Source organism: Rhizobium sp. PEPV16, from assembly GCF_008919455.1.
Lineage (GTDB): Bacteria > Pseudomonadota > Alphaproteobacteria > Rhizobiales > Rhizobiaceae > Rhizobium > Rhizobium leguminosarum_Q.
In genome coordinates, this window is the sequence record NZ_VSZV01000354.1 from 63,129 (window position 1) to 79,035 (window position 15,907).

General features: G+C 61.4%; 18 protein-coding genes and 1 pseudogene. 7 read left to right on the plus strand and 12 right to left on the minus strand.

Features of this window, described 5'->3' with window-relative positions; translation table 11 throughout:
* The 7 genes and pseudogenes from FY112_RS38345 to FY112_RS33205 all read right to left on the minus strand — a co-directional run.
* A pseudogene (locus FY112_RS38345) lies at window positions 1-200 on the minus strand (CpaF family protein); the annotation flags it as partial.
* Between the two features lie 132 nt (window positions 201-332).
* A complete protein-coding gene (locus FY112_RS33180; protein ID WP_017962809.1) occupies window positions 333-1,610 on the minus strand; it encodes a CpaE family protein in 1,278 nt (425 codons plus the stop codon).
* Between the two features lie 14 nt (window positions 1,611-1,624).
* Window positions 1,625-2,377, minus strand: coding sequence for a CpaD family pilus assembly protein (locus FY112_RS33185; protein ID WP_017962808.1), 753 nt, complete (start codon window positions 2,375-2,377; stop codon window positions 1,625-1,627).
* Window positions 2,374-3,873 carry a type II and III secretion system protein family protein gene (locus FY112_RS33190; protein WP_043294629.1) on the minus strand — a complete coding sequence of 500 codons (1,500 nt, stop codon included), beginning with the start codon at window positions 3,871-3,873 and terminating at the stop codon, window positions 2,374-2,376. The genes FY112_RS33185 and FY112_RS33190 overlap by 4 nt, the downstream gene beginning before the upstream one ends.
* An 11-nt stretch (window positions 3,874-3,884) precedes the next feature.
* Entirely contained in the window at window positions 3,885-4,700 is an 816-nt protein-coding gene (gene cpaB / locus FY112_RS33195; RefSeq protein WP_017962806.1) for a Flp pilus assembly protein CpaB, read from the minus strand.
* A gap of 110 nt (window positions 4,701-4,810) precedes the next feature.
* Window positions 4,811-5,323 (minus strand): prepilin peptidase, encoded by a 513-nt coding sequence (locus tag FY112_RS33200; protein ID WP_017962805.1) that lies wholly within the window; start codon window positions 5,321-5,323, stop codon window positions 4,811-4,813.
* 99 nt (window positions 5,324-5,422) lie between these two features.
* Window positions 5,423-5,602 carry a Flp family type IVb pilin gene (locus FY112_RS33205; protein WP_017962804.1) on the minus strand — a complete coding sequence of 60 codons (180 nt, stop codon included), beginning with the start codon at window positions 5,600-5,602 and terminating at the stop codon, window positions 5,423-5,425.
* A gap of 380 nt (window positions 5,603-5,982) precedes the next feature.
* Between FY112_RS33205 and FY112_RS33210 the strand changes: the two genes are divergently transcribed.
* The 7 genes from FY112_RS33210 (at window position 5,983) to FY112_RS33240 (ending at window position 11,539) form a co-directional block, all read left to right on the plus strand.
* Complete coding sequence (locus tag FY112_RS33210) at window positions 5,983-6,384, plus strand: pilus assembly protein N-terminal domain-containing protein (RefSeq protein WP_017962803.1); 402 nt, start codon at window positions 5,983-5,985, stop codon at window positions 6,382-6,384.
* A 114-nt stretch (window positions 6,385-6,498) separates the two neighbouring features.
* Window positions 6,499-7,134 carry a TadE/TadG family type IV pilus assembly protein gene (locus FY112_RS33215; protein ID WP_017962802.1) on the plus strand — a complete coding sequence of 212 codons (636 nt, stop codon included), beginning with the start codon at window positions 6,499-6,501 and terminating at the stop codon, window positions 7,132-7,134.
* Entirely contained in the window at window positions 7,134-7,715 is a 582-nt protein-coding gene (locus tag FY112_RS33220) for a TadE/TadG family type IV pilus assembly protein (protein WP_151520307.1), read from the plus strand. The genes FY112_RS33215 and FY112_RS33220 overlap by 1 nt, the downstream gene beginning before the upstream one ends.
* Window positions 7,716-7,923: 208 nt before the next feature.
* Entirely contained in the window at window positions 7,924-9,144 is a 1,221-nt protein-coding gene (locus FY112_RS33225) for a phosphopentomutase (protein WP_151520278.1), read from the plus strand.
* Entirely contained in the window at window positions 9,141-10,109 is a 969-nt protein-coding gene (locus FY112_RS33230; RefSeq protein ID WP_151520279.1) for an adenosine deaminase, read from the plus strand. Before FY112_RS33225 ends, FY112_RS33230 begins: the two co-directional genes overlap by 4 nt.
* Before the next feature lie 105 nt (window positions 10,110-10,214).
* The gene (gene upp, locus FY112_RS33235; RefSeq protein ID WP_003544477.1) at window positions 10,215-10,844 is read left to right on the plus strand and encodes a uracil phosphoribosyltransferase; all 630 of its coding nucleotides are present in this window, start codon (window positions 10,215-10,217) and stop codon (window positions 10,842-10,844) included.
* Window positions 10,845-10,969: 125 nt separating this feature from the next.
* Complete coding sequence (locus FY112_RS33240; RefSeq protein WP_017962798.1) at window positions 10,970-11,539, plus strand: TIGR02281 family clan AA aspartic protease; 570 nt, start codon at window positions 10,970-10,972, stop codon at window positions 11,537-11,539.
* Window positions 11,540-11,545: 6 nt separating this feature from the next.
* Here the strand turns inward: FY112_RS33240 and deoA are convergent, their stop codons facing one another.
* The 5 genes from deoA to FY112_RS33265 form a co-directional block, all read right to left on the minus strand.
* Window positions 11,546-12,853 carry a thymidine phosphorylase gene (deoA, locus tag FY112_RS33245; RefSeq protein ID WP_151520280.1) on the minus strand — a complete coding sequence of 436 codons (1,308 nt, stop codon included), beginning with the start codon at window positions 12,851-12,853 and terminating at the stop codon, window positions 11,546-11,548.
* A 1-nt stretch (window position 12,854) separates the two neighbouring features.
* Window positions 12,855-13,631, minus strand: coding sequence for a deoxyribose-phosphate aldolase (deoC, locus tag FY112_RS33250; RefSeq protein WP_151520281.1), 777 nt, complete (start codon window positions 13,629-13,631; stop codon window positions 12,855-12,857).
* 109 nt (window positions 13,632-13,740) lie between these two features.
* Window positions 13,741-14,541 (minus strand): purine-nucleoside phosphorylase, encoded by an 801-nt coding sequence (locus FY112_RS33255; RefSeq protein WP_131629994.1) that lies wholly within the window; start codon window positions 14,539-14,541, stop codon window positions 13,741-13,743.
* On the minus strand, window positions 14,538-14,927 hold the full coding sequence (locus FY112_RS33260; protein ID WP_003544464.1) for a cytidine deaminase: 390 nt from the start codon (window positions 14,925-14,927) through the stop codon (window positions 14,538-14,540). The genes FY112_RS33255 and FY112_RS33260 overlap by 4 nt, the downstream gene beginning before the upstream one ends.
* 2 nt (window positions 14,928-14,929) lie before the next feature.
* Entirely contained in the window at window positions 14,930-15,901 is a 972-nt protein-coding gene (locus FY112_RS33265; RefSeq protein ID WP_017962794.1) for an ABC transporter permease, read from the minus strand.
* Between the last annotated feature and the right edge of the window lie 6 nt (window positions 15,902-15,907).

Here is a 15,907-nt window from a genome sequence, read left to right on the forward strand (position 1 = left end):
TATTCATCGGTGCGGGCCGGGCGCTTGCGCTGCGGCGCCTGCATCGGCGGTGGCGTCACCTGCTGGCGTGCGGACTCGCGCGGGGGTTCGACCAGAATGGAGGGGGAAGAGGCCGCAGGGGCGGCGGCCGGAACCGGCGGCGGCGGAGCAATCGCCCCTCCCACCTTTCCGGAACCTTCGTTTCCGCGTTTTCCAAACATGCCACTCGATCCAATCTGCTCGTTCTAGAGCATTTCCCGATCTCTCCGAGTCAAGGAAATGCTCTATCTTTTTGTTTTCACGCAATTCCGGACGCAAAACCGCTGCACACTTTTGCTGGAATTGCTCATCGTCTACTTGCGCTTCAGGAGGCCCAGCAGGCCGCCTTTCTTCGCCTTCTTGATCGCGACTCGGCCGGTGACGATGTGCGATATCTGCGAAAAGGTTTCCGCCGTCGGCGACTTCGGGTCGACTTCGGAAATCATCCGGCCGCTGTTGGCGGCATTGCCGAAAAGACTGATGTCGAAGGGGATGATCGCGATCGGATCGATCTCCAGCGGCTCACAAAAATCCGACGGCGAAATCTCCGGCCGTTTCGGCATGCCGACCTGATTGAGGATGAGATGCGGCGGCCGGTCGTTCGGCCGCATCTTGCGTAGCGCGTCCAGCATGTTCTTGGCGTTGCGCAGATTGGCGAGATCGGGAACCGCTGCGATGACCACCTCGTCGACGCTCGACAGCACAGAGCGCGTCCATTCCGACCATGCATGCGGAACATCGAGCACGGTGACGGGCGCGCTGCGCTGCAGAACGTCGAGCACCGGCTGGAAGGCCTGGCCGTCGAAATCATAGGCACGGTCGAGCAGCGAGGGTGCAGCAAGCAGCGACAGATGCTCGGAGCATTTCGTCAGCAGGCGGTCGAGGAAGACCTCGTCGAGACGATCGGGTGCAAAGACCGCTTCGGCGATGCCCTGGGCGGGATCCTGGTCGAAGTCGATGTTCGCCGTGCCATAGGGCAGGTCGAGATCGGCGAGGATCGTCTCGGTGGAGAAGAGATTGGAAATGCCGAAGGCGCAATTATGCGCGATGGTCGAAGCGCCGGTGCCGCCCTTCGATCCGATGAAGGCGATGCTGCGGCCGAGCGGCTCGGAGTCCGGATCGACAAAGATCGAGGCCATCGCCGTAAGGATATCGGGCATGGCGACGGGCTGGACCATATATTCGGAAATGCCGTTGCGGATGAGCTCGCGATAAAGCCCGATATCGTTGTAATAGCCGATAATGACGACCTTGGTCGTCGGATCGCAGACGGCGGCGAGTGGCGCGAGTTCGCCGAGTAAGTTCGCGGCATTCGCCTTGGTCTCGAGGATGATGAGGTTCGGCGTCGGGGCACCGGAAAACATATTGGCGGCAGCGGCGATGCCGCCGCTGGTGATGCGCATGCTGACTTTCGCGACGCGCCGATCATTGGCGCAGCGTTCCATGACATGCTGCAGGGCCTCGCTCTCGCAGAAGGCATGGACGGAGATGCGCGGCAGCGGCCGCATGTTTTCCAGATCCGCCATACGCACCGCCTCCTCGGCATTGCGAAGCTCGCTGGGATTCCTGATTTCGTATTCGATCGCGCTCATCGTTCCGTTCCGCCTCAGAATCCGCTGTCGCCAGCATCTTCGATCGTCGTCGTCGTCGTCCGGTATTCCTGGATCGCATTGTTGCGCCGCTGTGCATCGATCGGGGTCATGCCGCGGGGCGCCACCAGATCCTCCGGATTGGCGATCTGGGCGGCAAGGTTGTTCTGCGAGGCGCAGCCGAAATTATAGTAGTTCTGGTTGGTCAAATCGTTCGATATGTCCTTCGGCCATTGACCGCATTGCGTAGTGACCGCGGTGGTACCGGTAAAGCTCAGCCGGATCGGCGCCGCATCGCCAGGACCGACCGCGGCATAGGAGGTGTTGACGATTTTCGAACTTGCAATCCCCCTCGATGTCAGCTCGGCACGGACCTGATTGCGCAGCTGATAGGCTGCCGCCGAATTGGGCGAGCCTTGCGGCGACAGCACGTAAACCGGGCCCGAGGCGCGCGAGATGTAGTTTGCGGCAAAGCCGCGGATGAGGTCGCGCTGGGCGATGGTCAGGCGGCGATCGGTGGAGGCGACGGGTATATCCACCGTCTGCTCCGCCTCTGTGACGATGATCGGGTGGCGGGCGCGGTAATCGTCCGGAATGCCGCCGGTCGTTAGCTGGTCATGCGGGCCGGCGCATCCGGAAAGTATCGCCGCCGACATGGCGACCGTGGCAAAAAGCGCCTTCGAGATTCCGAGGCGGGGTGTCGTCGCATTCATATGGGCCATCGCCTGATCTCTGTTTTCTGCCATCGCTGCCGCTCGCGCCCCGCTCATTTGTAGATAAACCCGATCGAGCCGTGGAACTGCGCATCGGCGACGGGCGCCTCGCGGCGGCCATAGACCTTGTTGACACGGTTGAGGAAGAAGGTCGCACCGTCATTCTCAGGGCTGAAATTGTCGTCCGGCCGGTTGAGCTGGTTACGCGCCACCGGGCGCACCAGATAGGGCGTTGCGATGATGACGAGTTCGGTTTCCTGACGCTCGAACCCCTTCTGGCGGAAGAGCGTACCGAGCAGCGGGATCTTCGAGACGCCGGGCGTGCCGCCCATCGTCTGGGAAACATTGTCGCGGATAAGGCCGGCGAGCGCGATCGAGCCGCCCGAGGGCAGCTCCACCGAGGTCTCCGCCGAACGGCGCTGATAGGTGGCGTTGCCGCTGCCGGCTACCGGTTCGGAGACATTGGTTTTGATCTGCAGGCTGATGCGTCCCGATGACAGCACGACCGGTTTGAAGGCGAGGTTGATACCGTAGTTGAACGGTACGACGGTGACGTTGCCGTCGCTGTCGGTCGTCGAATAAAGCTGCTGGCCACCGGAATTGAAGGTCGCGGCCTGACCCGATATCGCCGTCAGCGTCGGTTCGGCGAGCGTCTTGACGACCTTGGCCTGTTCCAGCGCGTTGAGGTAGGTCGAAATGTCGTATTTGCCGATCGAGCTCTTGAACAGCGCCGCCAGGCCGCCGCCGACCGTCGCCGTCGCGCTGTCGGCGCCCGGACTGCCGAGCTGGGCAACCGTCATGCCGGAGGAATTGGAAACCAGATTGTCGAAGCCGAGCTGCTTCAGCACCTCGCGGCGTACCTCGGCGATCGTTACCTTGAGGGTGACCTGGTCCTCGCCCTCGATCTGCAGGAGGTTGACAACCTGTGAGGTCTGGCGACCTTCGGCAAAGAGCGCCACCGAGCTGTCGCCGCCGGTGCCGGATGCCGTTTCGGTTCTGGTCGTCGCCTCGCCGCCCTTCAGGAAGACCTGCGCCAGATCGGCCGCCTGCGTGGCATCCTGTGGCGTTCGCACCGTACCGGTCAGCACGATGTTGTCGGAGACGATTTCGACGTTGATGTTGGAGTCGGGAATGAAGCGACGAAGATTGACTTCGAGGCCGGAGACGTCGCGCTCGATCTCGATGTCGAGATTGACGATCTCCTGTCCGCCGGCGCCGAAGACGAAGATATTCGTCTGGCCAACCTTCTTGCCGAACAGGTAGATGCGCCGCGAGGTGCGGGTCACGGCATCGGCCATGGTCGGATCGGAGACGAGGATATCATGCGCATCCTCCGGCAGATCGACGACGACGGCCTTGTTGAGACCGATCTTCAGCCGGCGATGGGCATTGGAGCCGGTCTGCGAGATCCGAACCAGGCTATCGGAATCGGCACGCGCCTCGCCTGCTGCGAAAAGTGGGGCGAAAGAGGCCGGCACTATACCGGAGAGGCCGACTGCCAGCGAAAGGCAGCCTGTCAGGAGAGGTCCGGCGCGCCGCGTTGAATTGGCCATTTGCACGTCCCTTACTCCGCCTTCGGCGCGGCGCCGGCATCCGTGACGATAGCGCCCGATTTGATGACCTGGATGATCGCACTGCCGTTGTCGCCGCTCAGCAGATAGTCGGCGGCGCTGGTATCCTGCTCCTGCGCATCGGCGACCGAGCGCAGCGCGAGCGACAGCCGGTCCGCCATCTGCTGGGCGACCGCGAGAACCTTCGTTTGATCGGGCGTGAGTTCGAGCGTCGCGGTCGTGCCGACCACCGATTTCGAGCCGTCGTCCTTTTCCTGGATCTGCTGGTCGATGGCGAGGACGCGGACATTGCTCAGCACGGTTTCGGTGATGAGCTTGTCGGCCTCGGCGCCCTTGCGGACCATAATGACGTCGACGCGGTCATTCGGCAGGATGAAGCCGCCGGCACCGGTTGCCACCGATATTTCGGTCGCGACGGCGCGCTTGCCGGCCGGCAATAGGGAGGAAAGGATGCGGCTGCTGGAATCGGCGACCTTTTCCGGCCGGATCGGTTCGCCTTCGAAGATCGGCAGACGCACGACGGCGCCCTGCAGATCCTTGATCGCATCCGGCCTATCGGCTTCGGTGATGAAGCCCGGGACGACGCCGCCCTGCGGCCAGGCCATCCAGTGCACCAACTTGTCGTCCAGCCTTGCGCCGACCGGCAGATTGGCGCTCGAGACGAGGATGTTGACGGTGGGTTCCTTCTCGATGACCGACTGGACCTGGGTAACGACACCGCCACTGCCCGCCATGCGCATTGCCAGGAGGCCGGCAAGGCCGGCTGCCGCCACGGCGACAGCTAGGATTATAAGGCGGGCCGGTTTCATCGATCATTCCTCAGGGCACGATATGTTCGCCCTGTAGAATGCTCAGCAATTGGTATAATTATGGTTAATGGAACGCTTACATTTTAAGTTAACGGGCATTTAAAATGCCGTCATTTCAGGCTTTCCAGCGCGGCGATGAAGAGCGGCGAGGAGGGGAAGGCCATGAAGCCGCCGATCGCGATCGCGATGCCGTAAGGAACCTTCTTGGCAAGCAGCAGCGAATTGGGGATGGGAAGGCCGATGGCCAATATCGTATTTGACTGTGACCGGATCAACAGGATCGCCAAGGTGACCAAGCCGCCGATGGCACTGACATAGGCCAGAAAAGTCAGCAGAGCAGGCTCGCAACCGAACCAGAGCGCGGCCGCGCTCAAAAGTTTCGCATCTCCACCGCCCATCACATTGAGCGCAAACAGGGCAAAGCAAATGCCGAACACGATGGCGGCGCCCAGCGCATGCATTCCGATTGCTGGAAGAGCCACTCCACTCAATGGCGCCAACACGGCGAATGAAATCACCACAATCAACGATACCCTGTTCGGGATCGTCATCGTCAACAGATCGGATATGGCCGCAAAAGCAAGGCAGAGCGGAAAAACCAGAAGGATTGCGGCTACGACCATCTTCTCACCTGCCTCAAATTCTAATCTGCCCAATACAGATAGGCTCACGGCATTTCGCGCGTGAGCCCGATCTTCTAGACAGAGCTGCGCTCTGGCAAATTAGGGGGTGACAGCGTCGTCCAGCTTGTTACCCAGCGTGGTGAACGTGCTGTTGAGCTTGCCACCGAGCGTGGTAGCACCAGTCACGAGCGCTACGGAAATGAGGGCGGCGATCAGGCCGTATTCGATTGCGGTCGCGCCGGATTCGTCCTTCAGAAAACGGCTAAAAAGCTTGGTCATGGTAACTCCTAACTCCAGTTGATGTTCAGCACGTCCGCCAACTGTTTGCCGTTGATCGGATGACTGCAACATAGCGAATGGCCGTTTCCATCGGCTTAAGGAAAAGAGTTAACGACATGTGAACGAGACAACAGACCTTTGTAGAGTCAGTATTTTCTTACGCGCTTCGCTCAATATTTAACGATATTCCTGGAATAACCGCTGTATTCATCCGGAAATAGCACATATCCTGTTTCCAACTGGGGCGTGCGCCACCCTGAGGCCGTACCAAATCGGATCATTACGCTTCATCCCGGAACAGAGCGGTAGGCTTAAGGCTTCGTTCACCAATTTTTTCCATTCTATGCGGATATTGCGCTGTGATCGTGAAAGAGGACCCAATGTCATCGAGCGGCAAAACCATTTTCTTTGCCGGCATGATCGCCGTTTTTGGTGTTTCGGGAGTTTCCGTGGCCGCAGACGATGACATGCTGCGCGTCTATATGGATCACGCGCGCGTCTTGAAACTCGACCGCCCTGTCAGCAAGGTGATTGTCGGCAATGCCGCAGTTGCCGATGCGACCGTGGCCGACGCCAAGACCATCGTGCTGACAGGCCGCAGCTTCGGCACCACCAATCTGGTGCTTCTCGATGCCGACGGCAACGCGATCCTCGACGAACGCATCCTGGTGTCGATCGACGAGGGCAATACGGTGCGCGTCTACCGGCAGACCCAGCGCTCCGTGCTGTCCTGCACGCCGAACTGCGAGCAGCATGCACAGCAGGCGACCACCGCGCCTTGATCGGCTTGCCTCGGTTCTTCGGCCATTCGTTAAAATCATCGTGTCAGGTTGAAACGGAAAATCAACGAAAGGACCTTAGTCTGACGACTGGAAAATGTCGCTCGGGTCCAGGCAATGACGGTAATTGATCAGAAGACGGATAAGGGGTGCCTCTTTGCGCCATTCCGTTTCTTACGGTTTCGCGCTCTCGCCCGCTCGCGTGATGGTGCTGCGGCGATCGAATTCGCCCTGCTCGCCATTCCCTATTTCCTGGTGATTTTCGCAATCCTCGAAACTTTCGTCGCCTTCGCCGCCGAGGAACTCGTCTCCAACGGCGTCGATACGATCAGCCGCCGGATGCGAACCGGGCAGATCACCTATAATCTCGGCCGCACGACCGATATGAACCAGGCGCAATTCCGCCAGGCTTTCTGCGATGAGATCTCGATCCTGATCCGCTGCTCGGCGACCGAAGTCGCCACGCCGAGCAAGCTCTACCTGGATGTGCAGACGTTCAGCACCTTCTCGGCCATTCCGACGACGATCCCCAAGCTTTCCACCGATAAATATGCCGACATCAACACGGCGGCCTTCAAATATGCGCCGGGCGGCGCCGGCACGATCAACATGGTTCGCGCCTATTACCGCTGGGAAATCATCACGGATCTGGTCCGGCCCTATATTACCACGATACGTCCCTCCGGCGGCTCGATGCCGAGCCAATATCTGATCGTCGGGACCGCGGCCTTCCAGAACGAGCAGTATCCATGATGGCGTTGCGCAACCCGTTCACCAGATTGGTCCTGACGGCGCGGCGGCTGGCCCGCGACCGCAAGGGCGCCGGAGCGATCGAATTCGCAATCCTCTTTCCTGTGCTGGTCATGCTCTATATCGGCGCTTTCGAGATTACGGTCGGCCTTAGTGTCAGCAAGCGGGTGACACGCGCCGCAGGAACGGTGGCCGACCTCGTCACCCAGCAGCAATCCGTCACCAAGAGTGCGCTTGCGCAAATGCCATCGGTCGCAAACGCAATCTTCCTGCCCTACAACACGACGTCGCTGACGATGAAGATCACCGGGATTAGCATCGACGCCGGCGCCAATGCGAAAGTGCTCTGGTCCTGGGCGCAAGACGGGACGGTGCCCTATGCCAAAGACGCCGCGGTGAGCGACCTGCCGTCCGACATGAAGACGGCGAACAGCTTCCTTGTTCGTACCGAGGTCAGCATCCCCTATAGGATGTTCCTGTTCGCGCCGAACTTCATGCCAGACGGCATGCGCACGATCACCATCAGCCGTAGTTATTTCTACCGCCAGCGGCAAGGCGACTCGATCCCCTGCGGCGACTGCTGACGGCCCTTCCCGCTCTTTTCTGCTGCATTACCCCCTCAATCGAAATCGATAGGAGTTATGCAACAATTCAAAATGTTACAGCGTCCTTTGCGCGACTGAAAAAGACGCGCTGCGCTGTAATTTGCCAAGTCGGCCGCAGCATTATATGGCTGGATCTCAGCCGCCTCCGATATTCCAGAGGCCGGCGATCGGCTCTCTCGGGTGTAAAATGGCGCGTGCCTTTCTTTTTGTTCTGGATTCCTTCGGCGTCGGCGGAGCGCCGGATGCGGCGGCCTATGGCGACGAGGGCGCCGATACGCTTGGCCATATCGCCGAGTTCTGCGCAGCCGGAGCCGCAGACCGCGCCGGATTGCGCGAAGGGCCGCTTTCCCTGCCCAACATGTCGGAACTCGGGCTGATGCAGATCGCGCGGTCGGCCTCCGGCCGGTTTCCGGCCGGCATGCCCGTCCCGGAGAAGGTCTACGGCATTTATGGCGCTGCCACCGAAATTTCTCGCGGCAAGGATACGCCGTCGGGCCATTGGGAGATCGCGGGAACACCTGTCAGTTTCGATTGGGGTTATTTCCCGATGGAGGGCGACGCCTTTCCTCAGGAATTCATCGAGGCGCTGTGCAGAGAGGCTGACGTGCCCGGCATTCTCGGCAACTGCCATGCCTCGGGAACGGAGATCATCGCCCGGCTCGGCGAGGAACATATCCGCACCGGCAAGCCGATCTGCTACACCTCCTCGGATTCGGTCTTCCAGGTCGCGGCGCATGAGGTACATTTCGGCCTCGATCGTCTGCTCGCCTTCTGCCGTTTGGCCCGGGGGCTGCTCGATCCCTACAATATCGGCCGCGTCATCGCCCGGCCCTTTCTTGGCCAGTCCGCCTCTACTTTCCAGCGCACCGGAAACCGGCGCGACTTCTCCGTGCTGCCGCCGGAGCCGACGCTGCTCGATCGGCTGATCGAGCACGGCCGGCAGGTGCATGCCGTGGGAAAGATCGGCGACATCTTCGCGCATCAGGGCATATCAAGGGTAATCAAGGCGAATGGCAACGAGGCGCTGATGGATGCGTCGCTCTCGGCGATCGATGAGGCTGAGGACGGCGATCTCGTTTTCACCAATTTCGTCGATTTCGACATGATCTACGGCCATCGCCGCGACGTGCCGGGTTATGCCGCGGCACTCGAAGCCTTCGATGCGCGCTTGCCCGACGTTCACAAGAAACTGAAGCCCGGCGATCTCGTCGTGCTCACTGCCGATCACGGCTGCGATCCGACCTGGCGCGGCACCGACCACACGCGCGAGCGCGTGCCTGTCATCGCCTATGGCCCCGGCATCCGATCGCGTTCGATCGGTGTGCGCCGCAGCTATGCCGATATCGGCGAGAGCATCGCCCGGCATCTCGGCATCCCGGCCGGACCGCACGGAAGGAGTTTTCTGTGACATCGCATTTGAAGAAGGTCGAACTGCACTGCCATCTGGAGGGTGCGGCACCTCCAGCTCTGACCGCGGCGCAGGCACGGAAATATGGCGTCGACATCAGCGCTGAGCTTCGCGACGGCGCCTATGTCTGGCATGATTTCGCAAGCTTCCTCGAATGTTACGACAAGGTTTCCGAGGTCTACAAGACCGAGGAAGATTATGCGCTTCTGACCGAAACCTACCTCGTCGAACTCGCCGGTATCGATACGATCTACAGCGAGCTCATCGTTTCGCCCGACCACGGCAAGCGCATCGGGCTGGGCGCCGATGCCTATATATCCGGTATCTGCGAAGGCATCCGGCGGGCCAAGGAAAAGAGTGGCATCGAGGCTCGGCTGATCGTCACCGGCGAGCGGCATTTCGGTCCGGAGAGCGTGATCGGTGCTGCCGAATATGCGGCAAAGGCCAGCAATCCTTTGATTACCGGGTTCAACCTTGCCGGCGAAGAGCGCATGGGCCGTGTGGCCGACTATGCCCGCGCCTTCGATATCGCCCGCGATGCCGGCCTCGGGCTCACCATCCATGCCGGCGAGGTCTGCGGCGCCTTCAGCGTCGCCGACGCGCTCGACGCGGTGCGCCCCTCGCGCATTGGCCATGGTGTGCGCGCTATCGAGGATCTCGATCTCGTAACGCGGCTTGCCGACCTCGGCACCGTGCTTGAGATCTGCCCGGGCTCCAATATCGCGCTCGGGGTGTTTCCCGATTTCGCGTCCCATCCGCTGCGGCGACTGAAGGAAGCGGGCGTGCGGGTGACGATCAGTTCGGACGATCCGCCATTCTTCTATACTTCACTGAAGCGGGAATATGAACTTGCCGCCGGAGCTTTCGGCTTCAGCAACGCCGAGATCGATGCGATGACGCGCACGGCGATCGAAGCGGCTTTCGTCGATGAGCAGACGCGCAAGGACTTGCTCGCCCGGCTTTAAAGATCTCAGAGGCTGGGGAAGATCGACGCAAATTGGCCGCCACTCTTGCGGTCGGGCCAATTTCCGTGAAAGAAACATTCGATAGAAAGAATGAAAGGCTTCCCCATGGACGGCGTCACGGTCATCGATCATCCGCTTGTGCAGCACAAGCTCACCATCATGCGGCGCAAAGAGACATCGACGGGAAGTTTCCGGCGTTTGCTGCGCGAAATCTCGACGCTGCTCTGCTACGAAGTGACCCGCGATCTCGAACTGACGATGGAAACGATCGAGACGCCACTGCAAACGATGGAATCGCCGATCCTCGAGGGCAAGAAGCTGGTCTTCGCCTCGATCCTGCGCGCTGGCAACGGGCTGCTCGAAGGCATGCTCGATCTCGTGCCGTCCGCCCGCGTCTCGCATATCGGCGTCTACCGCGACCACGAGACGCTGCAGCCGGTCGAATATTACTTCAAGGCGCCGGAGGACGTGGCCGAGCGGCTGATCATCGTCGTCGACCCGATGCTTGCTACCGGCAATTCCTCGATCGCGGCGATCGACAAGCTCAAGGAGCGCGGCGCCCACAATATCCGCTTCCTCTGCCTGCTTGCCGCGCCGGAAGGCATCCGCAACTTCCGCGCCGCGCATCCCGATGTTCCCGTCTTCACCGCATCGATTGACAGTCATCTCAACGAGAAGGGCTACATCATGCCCGGCCTCGGCGATGCCGGCGACCGTATGTACGGCACCAAGTAATTTCAGCCTTCCTTTACCAAATCGAAAGACTTTACGGCCCGGAGGTTCGTTCCGGGCCTTTTGGCGTCGATCTTAGCATCTTATCAGCACTTGAGGTTTAGCAAGCTTGGAGCATGAGGCCCTGCATGAAGCCGGGTTTATACAGGAAGGATTTCTGTTTCATGCTCGTGCGTACCGTCCTATTCGCCAGCATCGCCGCGGTGCTCGCCACACAGGTGCCTTCCTTCTTCGGGAGCACCAGCCAGCAGCCCGCTGACGCCCTTTCCGCCAATTACGTATCGACCCAAACCGAGCAGCCGGTCGCACCGGAGCCGGTCTACGGCAGCAATGCGGTCCGCCTTCAGCCCGATGCGCAGGGCCACTATACCGGCAGCTTCAAGATCAACGGCAAGCCGGTGCAGGGCCTGATCGATACCGGCGCCACCTATGTAGCGCTCAACGAGACGCTCGCCCGCCGGCTGGGCTTTACCGCCAACCAGCTCGATTTCCGCTATGGGGTGAACACCGCGAACGGCCAGACGAAGGCCGCGCATGTGACGCTCGACCGCGTCGAGATCGGCGGCATCCGCGTGCGTGAGGTCGAAGCCTTCGTCCTGAAGGACAATGCGCTGACGACGACGCTGGTCGGCATGAGCTTTTTGCAGAAGCTCGCCTCCTATTCCGTCGCCGACGGTTCGCTCAGCCTCAAGCAGTAAACCGCGTCAGATCAGGCCCGCAATCACCGGTGTCAGCTCCGGCTTGTCCTCGGTGATGCGATAGTGCGCGGCAAGTGCCGCAGCTGCCCTTTCGGCCGCGGCTTCGTCGGCGGCGTGAACCAGCGCGATCGGTTCGCCGGCATTGACGCGGGTGCCGAGCGGCAGGAGTTCGGAAAAGCCGACGCGATGATCGATCCGATCCGCCGGGTGGCGTCTTCCGCCGCCAAGATCGATGACACTGACGCCGATACCGCGCGCATCGCAGGCGGCTAGCCAGCCGGACCGGGCGGCCGGAACAGGCTTTGCGACCGGCGCCCTGGCCAGGTGTCGGTCAGGGTTTTCGATGAGATCGGCCGGGCCGCCGAGCATCGACACCATGCGCGCGAAGACCTCGGCCGCCTTTCCCGATGACAGCGCCCGACGCGCCATTCCCTCGGCTTCATCAGACGAGGCGGCGATACCGGATTTCACCAGCATTTCGGCGGCGAAGGCAAGAACGACGGTCTCAAGCCGCGTGTCCGCCTTTCTGCCCGCCAGGAAATCCAGGCAGTTGCGCATCTCGACGGCATTGCCGGCACTATCGGCAAGCGGCTGGTTCATGTCGGTGATCAGGGCCGACGTCTTCACACCTGCGCCATTGGCCACCTCGATCAGCGACTGCGCAAGAATCTCCGCCTGGTCGCGGTCAGCCATGAAGGCGCCGTTGCCGACCTTGACGTCGAGCACCAGCGTCTCGAGCCCCGCCGCAAGTTTCTTCGAGAGGATCGACGCGGTGATGAGGGGAATGGAATCGACGGTGGCGGTTACGTCGCGCACGGCATAGAGCCTGCCGTCGGCGGGCGCCAAGGTCCCGGTCTGGCCGATGATGGCGCATCCCGCCTCCTTCACAACCTTGTGGAACAGGTCCGCGTCCGGGGTGATCATATAGCCGGGAATGGATTCGAGCTTATCGAGCGTACCGCCGGTGTGGCCGAGGCCGCGCCCGGAGATCATCGGAACGGCGAGGCCGCAAGCGGCGGCGATCGGCGCCAGCATCAGAGAAACATTGTCGCCGACGCCGCCGGTCGAATGTTTGTCGGCGATCGGGCGATCGATATCGGCCCATTGCAGCCTGTCGCCGGAATCGGCCATCGCCAGCGTCAAGGCCACGGTTTCGGCCCGCGACATGCCCTTGAACCAGACGGCCATGGCGAATGCGCCGATCTGGCCTTCCGACAACTGACCGGCAGCGAGCGCAGCGATAAAGGAGCTGATCTCGGCGGCGTCGAGTTCGTCGCCGTCGCGCTTACGCCGGATGATTTCCTGCGGAATCATTTCAGTAGCCCGACGCCGCAGCCGGGGCCGACTGTGTTCCGCTCAGAACCGCCAGGATATCGTCGAGCAGGTCGGAAGCGCCGAAGCGGAACGTCGACGGCATCGCCCAGTCCGGTGTCATGATGGTTTCGGCAAGACTCAGATAGAGTGCGGCATCGGTCACCGAGCCGATGCCGCCTGATGGCTTGAAGCCGACCTTGCGTCCACTTTCACGAATGGCGCGGATCATGATGTCGGCGGCTTCGAGCGTCGCATTGACGGCGACCTTGCCGGTCGAGGTCTTGATGAAATCGGCGCCGGCTTTGATGGCGAGTTCGGAGGCATGGCGGATCAATGCCGCATCCTTCAGCTCGCCAGTTTCGATGATGACCTTCAGAAGAACGGGGCCGGCGCATTCTGCGCGCACGGCCTTGACCATGTCGGTCACCGCCTTCTCGTTGCCGGCGAGCAGCTTGCGGTAGGGGATGACCAGATCGATCTCATCGGCGCCATCGGCAATCGCCTCGCGTGCTTCGGCAGCGACATCGGCCACTTCCATATCACCAGAGGGCAGGTTGACGACGGTCGCGATACGCACGGCGTGCCCAGTGCCAAGGATAGTGCGGGCTTGGGCGACGAACCGCGGCCAGATGCAGATCGCAGCACTGTTGCCGTAGGGCGTCTGCGCCCGGGCGCAGAGCGCGTCGATCTGCGCCTCGGTGCAATCATCCCTCAAATTGGTGAGATCGAGAAGAGAAAGGGCGACAGCCGCTGTCTCCCGGTTGGAATGGCTATTCATCTTCGCTTCCTCTAGAGCATGAAGCCGCAAAGTGTGCGCGGTTTCGGCACCATGTTCTCACTATCTAATTTAGAACAGGATTCGGATTCTAGGCCGACCCGGCCTAAAATCATCCTGTTCCAGCCGCAATCATGTCTTTCAATATCGCGGCGAGACGGGCGCCGCCGATGGGCGCCATGTCCTTGGTTTCTTCATGGCTGAGCTCATTGCCGGTCATGCCTGCCCCATAGTTGGTGATAACGGAGGCGGCTGCAACCCTCAGGCCCAGCATTCTTGCGATGATGACCTCGGGCACCGTCGACATGCCGACGGCATCGGCGCCGAGGATGCGCGCCATGCGGATTTCGGCCGGCGTTTCGAAGCTTGGGCCGGAGAACCACATATAGACACCCTGCGCCAGCTCGATTTCAAGCTTTGCCGCTGCCCTTCGCATCGCCGCGGCAAGCCCCGCATCATAGGCATTGGTCATGCCGACGAAACGGTGATCGCTTTCCTCGCCGATCAGCGGGTTCATGCCGGAATAATTGATGTGATCGGTGATCTGCATCACTGAACCGGGCGGCATGTCGTCGCGCAGAGATCCGGCCGAATTGGTCAGGATCAGCGCCTCGACGCCGAGCGCCTTCAGCACTTCGATCGGCAGGCGCATGGCATTGGCATCGCCATTCTCGTAATAATGCACGCGGCCGGAGAGCATGATGACAGGCACGCCGCCGAGGCGGCCGGCAACGACTTCGCCTGCATGGCCGGAGACGGCGCTGACGGGAAAGCCCGGCAGGTCGCGATAGGGAACATGCACGGCGCCGTCGAGCTCACCGACGAGGGAGCCGAGACCAGAGCCAAGGACGATGCCGTGGCGCGGCTTGATGCCGCCGAGCAATGCGGCGAGCAGGCTGACCGTCGCCTTCATCCGAGTTCGGTCTCGAAGCTGAAGGGAAGAAGCTCTTCCATCGTCATGGTCTTCTTCACGCCCGCCTCATCGCAGAGGTAGATCTTCGTCTCCTTGGAGGCGAATTCGGAGATCTTCTGGCGGCAACCGCCGCAGGGCGGGCAGAGTGGCAGCTTCTCGGCAATGACCGCCATTTCGACGATCTTCTTTGCGCCGCCCATGATCATGGCGCCGATCGCCGTCGGCTCGGCGCACCATCCTTGCGGGAAGGAGAGGTTTTCGATGTTGGCGCCGGTATAGACCTTGCCGTCCTCGGCGCGGATCGCCGCTCCGACGGGGAATTTCGAATAGGGCGCATGAGCAAAAGCCATGGCGCCGCGGGCGGCTTCGAACAGGTCGTGAGACATGGTCAACGTTCCTTCGTATAGGGCACGCCGCCGGCTTTCGGCGGGGTCGCGACGCCGATGAAGCCGGCAAGCAGGACGCAGGTCAGGACATAGGGCAGCGCCTGGAAGACCTGAACCGGCACTTCGCCGATCAGCGGCACCTGCTTTCCCTGCATGAAATTTGCCAGCGCATCGAGGAAGCCGAAGAGCAGGCAGGCAAACATGACGGGCACCGGCTTCCATTTGGCGAAGACGAGAGCGGCGAGCGCGATGTAGCCCTTGCCGGCCGACATGTCCTTGATGAAGGCGGCGGACTGGGCGATGGCCAGATAGGTGCCGGCAAAGCCGCAGAGAATGCCGGCACACATTACGGCGCGGTAGCGCAGCCAGGCAACGGAAATACCTGCCGTATCGACCGCGCCCGGGTTCTCGCCGACGGCGCGAAGGCGCAGGCCGAAACGTGTGCGGTAAAGCACCCACCAGGAAAACGGCACGGCGAGGAAGGCGAGGTAGGTGAGGATATTGTTGCCGGATATGACATTGGCATAAAGCGGGCCGACGATCGGAATGTCGCGGGCGGCGTCGGCGCCTGGCAGGATGATCCGTGCGAAGCGCGAATCCGGCGACAGCTGTGGCGTGCGCCCGCCCTGGCCGAACCAGGCCTGGCCGAGCACGATGGTGATGCCGGCGATGAAGAAGTTGATCGCCACACCTGACACAATCTGGTTGCCGCGATTGGTGATGGAGGCAAAGCCATGCACCAAGCTCAGCGCCACCGAGCAGAGGATGCCGGCACCGAGACCGAGCCAGGCCGAATCGGTGAGATAGGCGACGCAGGCTGCGGCAAAGGCCGAGCCCAGCATCTTGCCCTCCAGGCCGATATCGAAAATGCCGGCGCGTTCCGAAAACAGACCGGCAAGGGCGGTGAAGATCAGCGGGATCGACAGGCGGATGGTCGAGCTCAGAACGTTGATGAAGATGTCATAATAATCCATCGCCCG

Bases quoted from the DNA above. Each gene is read 5' to 3' on its own strand.
- FY112_RS33190 (WP_043294629.1), bottom strand. From the start codon at position 3,873: ATGGCCAATTCAACGCGGCGCGCCGGACCTCTCCTGACAGGCTGCCTT.
- FY112_RS33205 (WP_017962804.1), bottom strand. From the start codon at position 5,602: ATGACCAAGCTTTTTAGCCGTTTTCTGAAGGACGAATCCGGCGCGACC.
- FY112_RS33255 (WP_131629994.1), bottom strand. From the start codon at position 14,541: ATGAAGGCGACGGTCAGCCTGCTCGCCGCATTGCTCGGCGGCATCAAG.
- FY112_RS33220 (WP_151520307.1), top strand. From the start codon at position 7,134: ATGGCGTTGCGCAACCCGTTCACCAGATTGGTCCTGACGGCGCGGCGG.
- cpaB (WP_017962806.1), bottom strand. From the start codon at position 4,700: ATGAAACCGGCCCGCCTTATAATCCTAGCTGTCGCCGTGGCGGCAGCC.
- FY112_RS33180 (WP_017962809.1), bottom strand. From the start codon at position 1,610: ATGAGCGCGATCGAATACGAAATCAGGAATCCCAGCGAGCTTCGCAAT.
- deoA (WP_151520280.1), bottom strand. From the start codon at position 12,853: ATGATTCCGCAGGAAATCATCCGGCGTAAGCGCGACGGCGACGAACTC.
- FY112_RS33185 (WP_017962808.1), bottom strand. From the start codon at position 2,377: ATGAGCGGGGCGCGAGCGGCAGCGATGGCAGAAAACAGAGATCAGGCG.
- FY112_RS33260 (WP_003544464.1), bottom strand. From the start codon at position 14,927: ATGTCTCACGACCTGTTCGAAGCCGCCCGCGGCGCCATGGCTTTTGCT.
- FY112_RS33265 (WP_017962794.1), bottom strand. From the start codon at position 15,901: ATGGATTATTATGACATCTTCATCAACGTTCTGAGCTCGACCATCCGC.
- deoC (WP_151520281.1), bottom strand. From the start codon at position 13,631: ATGAATAGCCATTCCAACCGGGAGACAGCGGCTGTCGCCCTTTCTCTT.
- upp (WP_003544477.1), top strand. From the start codon at position 10,215: ATGGACGGCGTCACGGTCATCGATCATCCGCTTGTGCAGCACAAGCTC.
- FY112_RS33225 (WP_151520278.1), top strand. From the start codon at position 7,924: ATGGCGCGTGCCTTTCTTTTTGTTCTGGATTCCTTCGGCGTCGGCGGA.
- FY112_RS33210 (WP_017962803.1), top strand. From the start codon at position 5,983: ATGTCATCGAGCGGCAAAACCATTTTCTTTGCCGGCATGATCGCCGTT.
- FY112_RS33240 (WP_017962798.1), top strand. From the start codon at position 10,970: ATGAAGCCGGGTTTATACAGGAAGGATTTCTGTTTCATGCTCGTGCGT.
- FY112_RS33200 (WP_017962805.1), bottom strand. From the start codon at position 5,323: ATGGTCGTAGCCGCAATCCTTCTGGTTTTTCCGCTCTGCCTTGCTTTT.
- FY112_RS33215 (WP_017962802.1), top strand. From the start codon at position 6,499: ATGACGGTAATTGATCAGAAGACGGATAAGGGGTGCCTCTTTGCGCCA.